The following is a 12,393-nucleotide window of genomic DNA, read 5'->3' on the forward strand; positions in this document are numbered from 1 at the left end:
CCTTTGCGCTGTACGCGACATTCCCTTGGGGTGACAGAGGGCGAAAAAAAACCGCCCCAACTTTCGTTGGAACGGTTTTCTATTCAGCCTGACCGTCTCGCGGCCGCACCGGAGTTCCCGGCGCCACCGCGTGCGAATGAATTCGCTCAGACCGCTTTCTTGGTAGCACGCGAAGCTTGAGCCGTAGCTTGCGATGCAGCCTTCGTAGCGGCCGTAGCGGCTGCGTTGAAGTTGCTTTCCGCGATCTCGACAGCTTGCTTGCTTGCCTTGTGGATCGTTTCGTACGTGGTGTTGGCGGCAGTGATGGCCGACTTCATCACGGCGACAGCCGTTTCCGAACCTGCCGGTGCGTTCTTCGCGACGTTTTCTACGAGCGTTTGCACCTTGCGGTTCTGGTCTTCGTACTGCTCTTCGGCAACACGGGCAAATTCAGCTTGCGTCGACGATGCAATTTCATACAGGTGACGGCCATACGACAGCGCCTTTTCCGCGACCGGCTGAGCCAGGCTGGCTTGCAGTGCGAGCAGTTCTTGCGCGTCCTTCACCGACAACACGCGTTGCGCGTTTTCCTGGCTTTCAGCCAGCGTCGACTTCACAACTTGCAGGTTCAACTCAAGCAGCTTTTCCAGACCTTCAAATGCCTTGTTCGTCAGGCCGAAGAGGGTGTCGAATTGAGCTTTGTTTGCAGCGGCGATTTGTTCCGGGGTCAAAAGGGTCATGTCACGCTCCTGAAAGTGTCGACCCATCATCAGCGCGGGTCGTGGGTTTTGGCGGCGACCGGAAATCCGGAAACCGTATGAGGCGAACAGCCATTGGTGCGTCGCAACATGGAACCTATTCTAGGGATATTCCTAAAGATGTCAAGTATCTTTTTGTGCGGCGCAACATCGTACGATTGCTTATTAAACAATGGCTTACGAGCGGAGAACTCTGTAGTGGAACTACATTTCGAGATGCGCTGCACCAGCTTGGGGCGGAGGACGCAAATGCTGCCGGTACACTGATCTCAGTTCTGGAAAAGTGGAATTTTGTTTCGAATGAAAGCCTTTTATAGCGATCGATTCGTCTTGCCGCTACCGGCCGGCCATCGGTTTCCCATGCAGAAATATTACCTTTTGCGTGAGCGTGTGCAGGCCGAACTGCCGAATGTCGAGTTGCGTGAAGCGCCGATCGCAGCCGATTTCGAGCTGGCGCGTGTTCACGCGGGTGATTACATCGAGCGCGTGGCGACCGGAGCGTTGGACGCCCGCGAGCAGCGGGAGATTGGCTTTCCGTGGTCGCCTGAAATGGTGGAGCGTTCCCGGCGCTCCGTGGGGGCGACGATCGCTGCGTGTCACGCCGCCCGGGAGGGCGGTTTCGCGGTGAATCTGGCGGGCGGCACGCATCATTCATATGCGTCACACGGCGCAGGATTCTGTGTGTTCAACGACGCGGCCGTCGCTGCCCGGGCGCTACAGGCCGAGGCGCGGGAGCGCGGCGAGCCCACGCCGCACATAGCGATCGTCGATCTCGACGTACACCAGGGCAACGGAACCGCCGCCATCTTCCAGGACGATCCGAGCGTTTTCACGCTGTCGCTGCACGGCACGTCGAATTATCCGTTCAGCAAGGAGATCGGCGATCTCGACATCGCGCTACCCGACGGCTGCGAGGACGACGCGTATGTGGAAGCGCTTTCCGGCGGTTTATCGACGATGTTCGAACGCTTTGAACCCGCCATGCTTATTTATCTCGCCGGCGCGGACCCACACGTCGACGACCGGTTGGGGCGACTCGCACTGAGTGTCGATGGCCTGGCCAGGCGCGATTCCCTCGTGTTCACCGCCGCGTCCGGGCGGGATATCCCCGTGGCAATCACAATGGCCGGTGGTTACGGCCGCGATATCGACGTCACCGTCGACATCCATCTCCAGACCGTTCAGCTTGCTGCCGTCGCGTTCGGCGCCCTGCACGATTCAGGCGCACCCGATACACTGCGCCCGGTAAATTTCATTTGAAACGGTTTGAAACTCAGTAAACCAAATGTGTTAACGCGACGTTAACATTCGAGATCGATCAACATCGTCAAAGTTTGTATGAACAAAAACTTTCGATACCGGTCGAAATGCCGTTGAGAACCGGCATGTCTTGCCGAAAAGCTTCGTTTCCTGTCGCCGTCCACACTATCAGTGAAATTTTTGCCTTGAGGGCAAGATCAAAAATCTCCCTCAAGTTTTACAAACTATTGCCGATATGATGCTGATAGCCCATGTCTGGCAATGGCGTATGGCGGTCAAAACGATTGCGCCATCGGCGATGATTTTTTACGATCGGAACTCAGAATTTGTTCGCTCCGATAAATCGCGTCTTACAAACCGGTTTAAGTAGCGCGGATAAGTGCTTAATATTGCTAATTTTTCGAAGCTTTACTACACTGGCGACACTCTCTCGCCGGTCCAGAACAGAACACTAATGAAAACCGAAATGTTTTCGTCGCTCAGGGTGATCCACGGCGTTGCAGTCCGCACTGCACTGTCGGTCGCCGTGTCGGTGGCGCTCGCGACGTCTTTCGCGGCCGCACCGGTCGACGCTTTTGCCAAGACCCCAACCTCGAAATCCACCAAGAAGCTGGCCAAAGGGGCAGTCGCTGCGCCGCAAGCTAAAACCGCCAAGTCGTCGAAAGTCGCCGCGCGCAACGCCAAGGCGGCGAAGGGCGTGAAGGTCGCTCAAGCCGCTGCGGTACAGGATGACGAGGCGCCCCGCGCCATGCGGCGGCATCGTGTCAGTTACCGGATGGACGCGCACGGCCGCCGTGCCGCGGTGCGTTCGGTGGCGTTCCAGCCGCGTCCGCCTACCGTTGGCCAGGCGTTCGGCCTGCACGATACGCCGGACAGCCTTGCGTTGCGCTCAAGCGTCGCGTACGTGGTGGACCAGAACACAGCAGAAACACTCTTCGATAAAAACTCGCGCGCCGTCGTGCCTATTGCTTCAATTTCGAAGCTGATGACAGCCATGGTCGTGCTCGACTCCAAGGCGCCGCTGACCGAAGAAATCACGGTGACGGACGAAGATCGCGACTACGAGAAATTCACGGGTTCGCGTCTTTCGGTCGGCTCTGAGCTCAACCGCGAAGACATGCTGCATATCGCGCTGATGGCATCGGAAAATCGCGCGGCCGCGGCGTTGTCGCGTTATTACCCGAATGGGCGTCCTGGTTTTATCGCTGCAATGAACGCCAAGGCGAAGATGCTCGGCATGACCGACACGCACTTCGAGAATTCGACCGGATTGACGAGCCAGAACGTTTCGAGCGCCCGCGATCTCGTGAAGATGGTGAACGCGGCATATCAATATCCGTTGATTCGCAAGTTCTCGACCGATCGCAGCTACGACGTGTTTACCGGCAAGCGCAATCTGGCCTACAACAGCACGAATGCGCTGATCCGGAATCCGAGTTGGGACATCGGCTTGCAGAAGACCGGTTTCATTAACGAAGCAGGCGAATGCATGGTGATGCAGACGACCATTCATGGCCGTCCGGTCGTGATGGTCTTGCTGGACTCATCGGGCAAATATTCACGTTTCGCCGATGCCGGCCGTTTGCGCGGTTTCCTGGAGACCGCTGGCGAGCCGCATATTACCAGCGCCGATGCAGGCGGCGGTGGTACCTGAATCGTTTGAGTCCCAACGTTAAAAAACCGGCCTGATCGTTCGATCGGGCCGGTTTTTTTTATCGCCTGCGAATGTTGCGAATCTTTCGTACTCGCACGGAAAATATCAGCGCTGCTGCGAATCCGCGGTAGCTTCCGGGCGATATCCGAGCGAGCGCGAAATCTCCAGCGCGGTGCCGCTCAGTTGATTCAGCCATGAGTCTTGCAGCCGGTCCGCAGGCGCCGAAAGCGACAGGCCGGCGACAAGCCGCCCCGTATCGTCGTAGATGCCGGCGGCGATGCAGCGAACCCCCAGTTCCAGTTCCTCGTTATCGCGGGCGCACGCCTGGCTGCGCACGAAGGACAATTCACGCTCGAGCTTACCAATATCCGTAATGCTGTTCTGCGTGTGGCCGGAGAGGCCGGTTCGCGTGGCGTAGGCGCGCACGCGGGCGGATTCGTCGGCCGCGAGAAAGAGTTTCCCCACCGACGTCAGATGCAGCGGCGCACGGCCGCCGATCGCTCGCACGACCTGCATGCCGGAGCGTTCAGAATATGCCCGTTCTATATAGACGATCTCATCGCCCTGACGCACTGAGAGATTGACCGTCTGGCCTGTCTGCCGATGCAATTCGCGCATGGGCGGCATCGCGGCTTCGCGCACCGAGAGCCGCGCCTTGACCAGATTGCCGAGCTCGAGCAAGCGCATGCCAAGCCGATACGTGCCGGGGTCCGATCGATCGACCAGACGGCACGTCACCATGTCGTTCAGGATGCGATGCGCGGTGGACGGATGCAGCGACGTGCTCTGCGAGAGTTCTTTCAGGCTGACGGGATCGGTGTGCGCGGCGAGCGCGTCGAGCAGGCGCATCATGCGCTCGATCACCTGTATGGACGTTCGGGATTCCGGGTTCGTATCGCTCATGGAGAAAATCAGTTGATACGTCAAACAGCGGAATAATGATTGTATCTCGTATTGTGAAAAGTGCGAAAGGCTCAGCGGCACGATAGCCGTCACATGCCAGATTTTCTGCAGACAAAAAGAAAAGCCGCCCGGAACCTGAAAAGGCTTCGGGCGGCTTTGGTCTGCAAGTGAGGGGAGCAAAGGGCCTAGTGGTTATGCTCGGGTTGTTGCGTCGGCTGCTTACCCCAGAGAGATCGGCCGACATACGGCGTAGACCCGCGTGACTGCTGCGCCTGCGGTGCGGGTGCCGGCCGGCCCGGATTGCCCGCTTGCGGCTGCGGCCTGCCTCCTTGCGGTCCACCCGCTTGCGGCCCGCCATGACCGCCCCGGTCACCGCCGCCGTTGTCTCCTCGGTTACCGCCCCGGTTACCACGGTCGCCGCCCCGATCGTCCCGGCCACCCTGAGGAGGCGGGCGGCGATAACCCGGGCCATCGTTCCAATAGCGCGGGCCGGGGCCGCCGTAGTATCCGCCGCCGCCGTCGATGATCACGCCCGACTGCACGACCGGTGCGCCATAGCCATAACCGTAACCGTAACCGGCTTCGTAGCCAGGCGGGGGAGGCGCAGAGCCCGGGTAAGCGGGATATGCGGAATAACCGCCGCCTGTCGCGTAAGCGGGTGTGCCGTCCGGGTAGACGGCGCAGCCGGCGACCAAGGCGGACGAAGCGAGGATCAGGCCTGTAACTGTGAGTTTCATCATGAGCGGAAAGACGTTCCTTAAACTAATTACCGTATCTGACAGTTTCGCGGAGAGGATGTCGCAAGAAGTTTGTAAAGTTTTATCTCCGCAGTGACAGAGTGACAGTGGCAGGAATTGCTCATGAACCACCAAACACAACGCCGATATGTCATACGCTGTTGACAGGACTGCAACAATGCTTTGTGCTGGGGCATCTTTATGGGATAAGTGCAAACCCTTAAAATCTCATTGTCTGGAAGTGGGCCCGTCAGCCCACAGGACCTGAGAAGGGGTTTGAAAATGAAAAAGACAATATCGACCTACTGGCCCATTGCGATGCTCGTGCCACTCGCACTCGCTGGCTATTGCCATGCCATCCACCCGATTGCCGGGGCTGCAGCACCCCATCCGCAAAGCGCCGCAAGTGTCAGTGCGGAATTCGCGCGTGCGATTTCACTGGGACTTGTCGAGTCCGATAACGCCGGCAATGGATATCGACAGGCTAATGGGACGTCGGCTACGGCTATTTCGGGGACGTTCTGAGCAGGGGCGACTGTTAGGGCTGCGGGGAGTCCGCTCGGGCGTGCAAACGCCGTCTTTTGTATAATTCGGGACTGCTTCGCGCGGACCCGTCCGGTCGGCCCGGGGCAGCCGAATTGCAAATCGCGCTCAAGCCAACGATGCCTGGAATCTGATGACCACTATCGCCGTCTGTTTCGTGTGCCTGGGCAATATCTGCCGTTCGCCGAGCGCCGAAGCGGTGATGCTGCATCAGGTGGGACGGGCGAGGCTATCTGACAAGATCGTGGTGGATTCCGCCGGTACCGGCGATTGGCATATCGGCCAGCCGCCCGACGAACGCGCACAGCGAGCTGCCCGGAAACGGGGTTACGACTTGTCACCGTTGCGCGGCCGGCAGGTCAGCCGCGAAGATTTCGCGCGGTTCGATCTGCTTATCGCGATGGACGACGCCAACGCCGCCGCGCTGACCGAAGCGTGTCCGGCGGAGTATCGCGACAAGATCCGGTTGCTGATGGAGTTCGCAACCCGTGACGACAGCCGCGTGGTCGTCGACCCGTATTTTGGCGGCGACGAAGGTTTTGAACGCGTGCTCGATCAGTGCGAGGATGCCTGCGAAGGCTTGCTGCGAGCGCTTCGCACACAGTTGGTGGTCTGATCGCGGCCCCGGAAGCAGGTTTCAATCGGTGCAATATTCTCAGCAAATTCCTAAGAAAATGCCTGTAGATACTTGACTAAATCCGTAGGCTATTTATACTTGACCAAAATCATCCAGTATTAGCCGTAGCCCCCGGTAGCTTACAAACTATGAGACTCACCACGAAAGGCCGTTTCGCCGTCACGGCGATGATCGACCTGGCTTTACGCCAGGAGCAGGGCCCGGTGACGCTGGCAGGAATCAGCCAGCGCCAGCATATCTCGTTGTCCTATCTCGAACAGTTGTTCGGCAAGTTGCGCCGGCACGAGATTGTCGAGTCGGTGCGCGGTCCGGGCGGTGGATACAATCTGGCGCGCCGTGCCGAGAACGTCACGGTCGCGGACATCATTATTGCGGTGGACGAGCCTATCGACGCCACGCAATGCGGTGGCAAGGGTGCTTGCGAAGGCACCAAGCAGCACGACGGCCACTGCATGACCCACGAACTCTGGTCCACGCTCAATCAGAAGATGGTCGAGTATCTCGACTCGGTCTCGCTGAAAGATCTCGTCGACCAGCAGCGCGCACGCGAAGGATCGCCAGCGGTATTGCGCGACCGGCGTACCGAATCGGCGGGCGTGGAACCGGTGCGCGTGGCGCCGAAAGGACCGAATTCCGTTTTCAACCTGGCCGGCTGACGGCTGCCGCGTTTATTTGAGTATCTATTCAATGACGCGGCCGTCTCGCCTTGAACGAGCCAATTGAGTCATATCCCCGGAGCAACTGATGAACAACGACATTCCCCACCTGCCCATTTACATGGACTACAGCGCAACGACCCCGGTCGATCCGCGCGTGGTGGACAAGATGATTCCGTATCTGCGCGAGCAGTTCGGCAATCCGGCATCGCGTAGCCACCAATACGGCTGGGACGCGGAGCGGGCTGTCGAGGAAGCGCGCGAGAACGTCGCGAAGCTGGTCAATTGCGACCCGCGCGAAATCATCTGGACGTCGGGCGCCACCGAATCGGACAACCTCGCCATCAAGGGCGCGGCGCATTTCTACAAGAGCAAGGGCAAGCACATCATCACGGTGAAGACCGAGCACAAGGCCGTGCTCGATACCTGCCGTGAACTCGAACGCGAAGGTTTCGAAGTCACCTACCTGGATGTGAAGGACGACGGTTTGCTCGACCTGGACAAGTTTCAGGCAGCCATCCGTCCGGACACCATCCTGGTTTCCGTGATGAGCGTGAACAACGAGATTGGCGTGATCCAGGACGTGGCGGCGATCGGCGAGATCACGCGTGCAAAGGGCATCATATTTCACGTAGATGCAGCGCAAGCGACCGGCAAGATTGAGATCGATCTGCAAAAGCAGAAGGTCGACCTGATGTCGTTTTCGGCGCACAAGACGTACGGCCCGAAGGGTATCGGCGCGTTGTTCGTGCGTCGCAAGCCGCGTATCCGTATTGAAGCGCAAATGCACGGCGGCGGTCACGAGCGCGGTATGCGCTCGGGCACGCTGGCCACGCATCAGATCGTCGGCATGGGCGAGGCGTTCCGGATCGCGCGCGAAGAAATGGCCGTTGAAAACGAGCGCATCCGCATGTTGCGTGACCGCTTGCTGAACGGCTTGAAGGAGATGGAAGAGGTGTATGTGAATGGCGACATGGAAACCCGTGTGCCGCATAACCTCAACATCAGCTTCAACTTCGTGGAAGGCGAATCGTTGATCATGGCGGTGAAGGACGTGGCGGTATCGTCGGGTTCGGCATGTACGTCGGCTTCGTTGGAACCGTCTTATGTGTTGCGGGCGCTTGGCCGCAACGACGAGCTCGCGCATAGCTCGATCCGTTTTACGGTTGGCCGCTTCACGACCGAGCAGGACGTGGATTACGTGATTAACTTGCTCAAGGGCAAGATTCAGAAATTGCGCGATCTGTCGCCGCTTTGGGAAATGCATAAGGACGGTATCGACATTTCGTCGATCCAGTGGGCTGCGCATTAAGCGCTTGTCTGGCCGCTTTGACGGCGGCTCATTTGCGCTCATGTTAGAACGCACACGCATACGAATTCAAGGAGTTGATCATGGCTTATAGCGACAAGGTTCTGGACCATTACGAAAACCCGCGCAATGTCGGTTCGTTCGGCAAGGACGATGACACCGTCGGCACCGGCATGGTCGGCGCGCCGGCATGTGGCGACGTGATGAAGCTGCAGATCCGCGTGGGCGCGGACGGCGTGATCGAGGATGCGAAGTTCAAGACATACGGCTGCGGTTCGGCTATTGCTTCCAGCTCGCTCGTGACTGAGTGGGTGAAGGGCAAGACGCTGGATCAGGCGCTGGAGATCAAGAACACGCACATCGCCGAAGAACTGGCACTGCCGCCGGTAAAGATTCACTGTTCGATCCTGGCCGAAGACGCAATCAAGGCCGCCGTTGCCGACTACAAGCAACGTCATGGTGCGGGCACGGTGGAAGCTGCTCCGGTTGAAGCAAAGCAACACGCGGCTTAAGCGGTAGGTAGTAATCAGCAATCAGGTTTCGGGAAGGGCGCTTGGGTGATCAGTTAGTCGATCAGTTGACTTCAGGCGCTCTGGTTTTCGATTCAAAGCAAGGCTGCAGCGTGGCGGCCGGAGAAGCGATTGACTCCGGGCGAGCGGCTGCTGATGAGAGACTATGGCAATCACGTTGACGGACAAGGCAGCACAACACGTGCAGAAGTATCTGGTTCGACGCGGCAAGGGCGTTGGCCTGCGCGTCGGCGTGCGCACAACCGGCTGCTCGGGCCTCGCTTACAAGCTCGAGTATGTGGACGAACTTGCGCCGGAAGACCAGGTGTTCGAGTCGAGCGGCGTGAAGATCATTGTCGATCCGAAGAGCCTGGCTTATATCGACGGGACCGAGCTGGATTTCGCGCGCGAAGGGCTGAACGAAGGGTTCAAGTTCAATAACCCGAACGTGAAAGACGAGTGCGGTTGCGGCGAATCGTTTCGCGTATAGCGCGGCGCAAGAACAGCAAAAGAGGCGGCGCGTGCCGCCTTTTTCTTTAATGCCGCCGGTTTAGAAGTCTCTCTTAGCCCTGCTTTCCGCTGATCTTTCACTCATTTTCAACATGGCAACGCTCAACGACAGTCACTTCGATCTGTTTGACCTCCCGCCGACCTACGCCATCGATGCAAAAACACTCGACGACGCGTATCGGACGGTGCAGGCGCAGGTTCATCCCGATCGTTTTGCGGCCGCTGGCGACGCGCAGAAACGCGTCGCGATGCAGTGGGCCACGCGGGCGAACGAGGCGTATCAGACGTTGCGCGATCCGCTAAAGCGGGCAACGTATATGTTGTCGCTGCGCGGCGTGCATGCCGACGCGGAGAACAACACCGCGATGGAACCGGCCTTCCTGATGCAGCAAATGGAATGGCGCGAAAACATAGAGGACGCGGCCCACGCCAGGAACCTTGGCGCGCTCGAAGACTTGCTCCGTGAGTTGCGCGATCAGGAACGTATCCGCTTCGAAAAACTGGCGGCGCTGATCGACAGCCATTCCGACCAGGCGGCGAGCGAAGCCGTGCGCCAGCTGATGTTTATTGAGCGCGTGGCGAGCGAGATCGGCGTGCAGATCGAGAAGCTCGACTGAGCCTGACGCCATATATAAAACCAGACGACACCAACCCCCACTAGATCAACGATGGCTTTACTGCAAATTTCAGAACCCGGCATGGCTCCGGCGCCGCATCAGCGGCGGGTAGCTGTGGGTATCGACCTTGGTACGACCAATTCGCTGGTTGCCGCCGTGCGCAACAGCGTGGCCGAAGTGCTGCCCGACGAAGACGGCCATTACCTGCTGCCGTCGGTGGTCCGGTATCTGGAGAAGGGCGGCCGGCGGATCGGCCGCGTGGCGAAGGAAGAAGCGGCGCTCGATCCGCGCAATACCATTGTGTCGGTGAAGCGCTTCATGGGCCGCGGCAAAAGCGAAGTGGAAGGGGCGGAAAACGCGCCGTACGATTTCGTCGATGCGCCGGGCATGGTGCAGATTCGCACCGTCGATGGCGTGAAAAGTCCGGTGGAAGTATCGGCGGAAATTCTGGCGACGCTGCGATATCGCGCGGAAGACACGCTTGCCGACGAGCTGGTCGGCGCGGTGATCACGGTTCCTGCTTACTTTGACGAAGCCCAGCGGCAAGCCACGAAAGACGCCGCGAAACTCGCCGGTTTGAACGTGCTGCGCCTCCTGAACGAACCGACCGCCGCGGCGATTGCGTACGGGCTGGACAATGCATCGGAAGGTTTGTACGCCGTGTATGACCTGGGCGGCGGGACCTTCGATCTGTCGATTCTCAAGCTCACCAAGGGCGTGTTCGAAGTGCTCGCAGCGGGCGGCGATTCAGCGCTCGGCGGCGACGATTTCGATGCGATGCTGTATCGGCATGTGCTGGTGAAATCCAAGGTAACGCCCGCTACGCCGGAAGACGTGCGTCTGCTGCTGGATCGCGTGCGAACGGCTAAGGAAGCGCTGTCCGACGCGCCTGAGGCCACCATTCAAGCCATGTTGTCCGATGGCAAGCAAATCGATTTCACTGTCACCGAAAGCGACTTCGCTACGCTGACTGACGCACTGGTCGCCCGCACTTTGACCCCCACGCGCAAGGCCTTGCGCGACGCCAAGGTCGCGCCCGCCGAGATCAAGGGTGTGGTGCTCGTTGGCGGCGCCACGCGCATGCCGGTGATCCGCCGCGCGGTGCAAACCTACTTCGGCCAGCCGCCGCTGACCAATCTCGATCCGGATCAGGTCGTGGCGCTCGGTGCCGCCATCCAGGCGGATCTGCTCGCGGGAAATCGTCGCGGAGAAGGCGATGACTGGCTGCTGCTCGATGTCATTCCGCTGTCGCTCGGCGTTGAGACCATGGGCGGATTGACCGAGAAGATCATTCCGCGCAACTCGACCATTCCGGTCGCACGCGCGCAGGATTTCACGACCTTCAAAGACGGCCAGACGGCGATGGCAATCCACGTCGTGCAAGGCGAGCGCGAGCTGGTCTCGGACTGCCGTTCGCTCGCGCGCTTCGAGTTAAGGGGCATTCCCGCCATGGCCGCCGGTGCTGCACGCATTCGCGTGACCTATCAGGTCGACGCGGACGGGTTGTTATCCGTGTTCGCGCGCGAGCAATTGTCGGGCGTGGAGGCGTCGGTGGTGGTGAAGCCATCCTACGGTCTCGCCGATGACGACGTCGCGCGCATGCTGGAAGAAAGCTTCACGACCGCCGAAGTCGACATGCGCGCCCGTGCGTTGCGTGAGGCTCAGGTCGACGCGCAACGGCTCGTGGAAGCATCGCAGGCGGCGCTCGGCGTGGACGGTGAACTGCTGGACGAAGCGGAGCGGGTCAACATTGAAGCGCTGATCGTCAAGCTCGCGGCGGTCACGGGCGGGGACAGCGTTGACGCCATCGAAACGGCGACGAAAGAGCTTGCCGCCGCCACCGATGAATTCGCTGCCCGCCGCATGAACAAGAGCATTCGCCGCGCGCTCGCCGGCCGCAGGCTCGACGAAGTCTGACTATTAGCCGAGGACGCGCCGAGCCTCTCACGTACAAAGAACGGAAAGAAATTCATGCCTCAGATCGTAGTATTACCCCACGTGGAATTGTGTCCTGACGGCGCTGTGATCGACGCGGATACGTCGAAGAGCATTTGCGACAACTTGCTGGACAACGGCATCGAGATTGAACATGCGTGCGAAAAATCGTGCGCGTGCACGACGTGTCACGTGATCATTCGCGAGGGTTTCAACGCGCTTGTGCCGTCGGAGGAAGACGAGGACGATTTGCTCGACAAGGCCTGGGGACTTGAGCCGACGTCGCGGTTATCATGTCAGGCGATGGCGCCGGCGGACGAGGATCTGGTTGTCGAGATCCCGCGCTACACCATCAATCACGCCAAAGAGAATCACTGAACTTAAAT

General features: G+C 59.4%; 14 protein-coding genes. 11 read left to right on the forward strand and 3 right to left on the reverse strand.

Annotated elements, in window-relative coordinates:
• Window positions 1-146 precede the first annotated feature (146 nt).
• Window positions 147-719, reverse strand: a complete 573-nt coding sequence (locus ACSQ36_RS05695) for a phasin family protein (RefSeq protein WP_213763332.1) — start codon at window positions 717-719, stop codon at window positions 147-149.
• A gap of 318 nt (window positions 720-1,037) precedes the next feature.
• Between ACSQ36_RS05695 and ACSQ36_RS05700 the strand changes: the two genes are divergently transcribed.
• Both ACSQ36_RS05700 and pbpG read left to right on the forward strand, forming a co-directional pair.
• The gene (locus ACSQ36_RS05700) at window positions 1,038-1,997 is read left to right on the forward strand and encodes a histone deacetylase family protein (protein ID WP_436181188.1); all 960 of its coding nucleotides are present in this window, start codon (window positions 1,038-1,040) and stop codon (window positions 1,995-1,997) included.
• A gap of 454 nt (window positions 1,998-2,451) precedes the next feature.
• Window positions 2,452-3,651: a D-alanyl-D-alanine endopeptidase gene (gene pbpG / locus ACSQ36_RS05705; protein WP_436181189.1), complete on the forward strand. Its 1,200-nt coding sequence runs from the start codon at window positions 2,452-2,454 to the stop codon at window positions 3,649-3,651.
• Window positions 3,652-3,756: 105 nt separating this feature from the next.
• Here pbpG and ACSQ36_RS05710 read toward each other — a convergent pair whose 3' ends face one another.
• Both ACSQ36_RS05710 and ACSQ36_RS05715 read right to left on the reverse strand, forming a co-directional pair.
• Window positions 3,757-4,554: an IclR family transcriptional regulator gene (locus tag ACSQ36_RS05710; protein ID WP_213763326.1), complete on the reverse strand. Its 798-nt coding sequence runs from the start codon at window positions 4,552-4,554 to the stop codon at window positions 3,757-3,759.
• 185 nt (window positions 4,555-4,739) lie between these two features.
• On the reverse strand, window positions 4,740-5,294 hold the full coding sequence (locus ACSQ36_RS05715; RefSeq protein WP_436181190.1) for a hypothetical protein: 555 nt from the start codon (window positions 5,292-5,294) through the stop codon (window positions 4,740-4,742).
• 279 nt (window positions 5,295-5,573) lie between these two features.
• Here ACSQ36_RS05715 and ACSQ36_RS05720 point away from each other — a divergent pair, with 279 nt between their 5' ends.
• From ACSQ36_RS05720 to fdx, 9 genes are all read left to right on the forward strand, one after another.
• Window positions 5,574-5,816 carry a hypothetical protein gene (locus tag ACSQ36_RS05720; protein ID WP_436181191.1) on the forward strand — a complete coding sequence of 81 codons (243 nt, stop codon included), beginning with the start codon at window positions 5,574-5,576 and terminating at the stop codon, window positions 5,814-5,816.
• A 151-nt stretch (window positions 5,817-5,967) separates the two neighbouring features.
• Window positions 5,968-6,450, forward strand: coding sequence for a low molecular weight protein-tyrosine-phosphatase (locus ACSQ36_RS05725; protein WP_436181192.1), 483 nt, complete (start codon window positions 5,968-5,970; stop codon window positions 6,448-6,450).
• Window positions 6,451-6,599: 149 nt separating this feature from the next.
• Window positions 6,600-7,127: a Fe-S cluster assembly transcriptional regulator IscR gene (gene iscR, locus ACSQ36_RS05730; RefSeq protein WP_213763320.1), complete on the forward strand. Its 528-nt coding sequence runs from the start codon at window positions 6,600-6,602 to the stop codon at window positions 7,125-7,127.
• Between the two features lie 88 nt (window positions 7,128-7,215).
• Window positions 7,216-8,439 (forward strand): IscS subfamily cysteine desulfurase, encoded by a 1,224-nt coding sequence (locus tag ACSQ36_RS05735; protein ID WP_213763319.1) that lies wholly within the window; start codon window positions 7,216-7,218, stop codon window positions 8,437-8,439.
• 80 nt (window positions 8,440-8,519) lie between these two features.
• Window positions 8,520-8,948 (forward strand): Fe-S cluster assembly scaffold IscU, encoded by a 429-nt coding sequence (iscU, locus tag ACSQ36_RS05740; RefSeq protein WP_213763317.1) that lies wholly within the window; start codon window positions 8,520-8,522, stop codon window positions 8,946-8,948.
• Window positions 8,949-9,111: 163 nt separating this feature from the next.
• Complete coding sequence (gene iscA / locus ACSQ36_RS05745) at window positions 9,112-9,435, forward strand: iron-sulfur cluster assembly protein IscA (RefSeq protein WP_213763315.1); 324 nt, start codon at window positions 9,112-9,114, stop codon at window positions 9,433-9,435.
• Between the two features lie 112 nt (window positions 9,436-9,547).
• A complete protein-coding gene (hscB, locus tag ACSQ36_RS05750; RefSeq protein ID WP_436181193.1) occupies window positions 9,548-10,072 on the forward strand; it encodes a Fe-S protein assembly co-chaperone HscB in 525 nt (174 codons plus the stop codon).
• A gap of 51 nt (window positions 10,073-10,123) precedes the next feature.
• On the forward strand, window positions 10,124-11,989 hold the full coding sequence (hscA, locus tag ACSQ36_RS05755; RefSeq protein ID WP_436181194.1) for a Fe-S protein assembly chaperone HscA: 1,866 nt from the start codon (window positions 10,124-10,126) through the stop codon (window positions 11,987-11,989).
• Between the two features lie 54 nt (window positions 11,990-12,043).
• Window positions 12,044-12,385, forward strand: a complete 342-nt coding sequence (gene fdx, locus ACSQ36_RS05760) for an ISC system 2Fe-2S type ferredoxin (RefSeq protein WP_060816902.1) — start codon at window positions 12,044-12,046, stop codon at window positions 12,383-12,385.
• Window positions 12,386-12,393: the final 8 nt, after the last annotated feature.

The sequence above is a fragment of the Caballeronia sp. LjRoot34 genome (genome assembly GCF_964253815.1).
Taxonomy (GTDB): Bacteria; Pseudomonadota; Gammaproteobacteria; order Burkholderiales; family Burkholderiaceae; genus Caballeronia.

What these genes read in the sequence shown, in the direction of transcription:
- ACSQ36_RS05695 (WP_213763332.1), bottom strand. Translation starts at nt 719, where the DNA reads ATGACCCTTTTGACCCCGGAACAAATCGCCGCTGCAAACAAAGCTCAA.
- ACSQ36_RS05700 (WP_436181188.1), top strand. Translation starts at nt 1,038, where the DNA reads ATGAAAGCCTTTTATAGCGATCGATTCGTCTTGCCGCTACCGGCCGGC.
- pbpG (WP_436181189.1), top strand. Translation starts at nt 2,452, where the DNA reads ATGAAAACCGAAATGTTTTCGTCGCTCAGGGTGATCCACGGCGTTGCA.
- ACSQ36_RS05710 (WP_213763326.1), bottom strand. Translation starts at nt 4,554, where the DNA reads ATGAGCGATACGAACCCGGAATCCCGAACGTCCATACAGGTGATCGAG.
- ACSQ36_RS05715 (WP_436181190.1), bottom strand. Translation starts at nt 5,294, where the DNA reads ATGATGAAACTCACAGTTACAGGCCTGATCCTCGCTTCGTCCGCCTTG.
- ACSQ36_RS05720 (WP_436181191.1), top strand. Translation starts at nt 5,574, where the DNA reads ATGAAAAAGACAATATCGACCTACTGGCCCATTGCGATGCTCGTGCCA.
- ACSQ36_RS05725 (WP_436181192.1), top strand. Translation starts at nt 5,968, where the DNA reads ATGACCACTATCGCCGTCTGTTTCGTGTGCCTGGGCAATATCTGCCGT.
- iscR (WP_213763320.1), top strand. Translation starts at nt 6,600, where the DNA reads ATGAGACTCACCACGAAAGGCCGTTTCGCCGTCACGGCGATGATCGAC.
- ACSQ36_RS05735 (WP_213763319.1), top strand. Translation starts at nt 7,216, where the DNA reads ATGAACAACGACATTCCCCACCTGCCCATTTACATGGACTACAGCGCA.
- iscU (WP_213763317.1), top strand. Translation starts at nt 8,520, where the DNA reads ATGGCTTATAGCGACAAGGTTCTGGACCATTACGAAAACCCGCGCAAT.
- iscA (WP_213763315.1), top strand. Translation starts at nt 9,112, where the DNA reads ATGGCAATCACGTTGACGGACAAGGCAGCACAACACGTGCAGAAGTAT.
- hscB (WP_436181193.1), top strand. Translation starts at nt 9,548, where the DNA reads ATGGCAACGCTCAACGACAGTCACTTCGATCTGTTTGACCTCCCGCCG.
- hscA (WP_436181194.1), top strand. Translation starts at nt 10,124, where the DNA reads ATGGCTTTACTGCAAATTTCAGAACCCGGCATGGCTCCGGCGCCGCAT.
- fdx (WP_060816902.1), top strand. Translation starts at nt 12,044, where the DNA reads ATGCCTCAGATCGTAGTATTACCCCACGTGGAATTGTGTCCTGACGGC.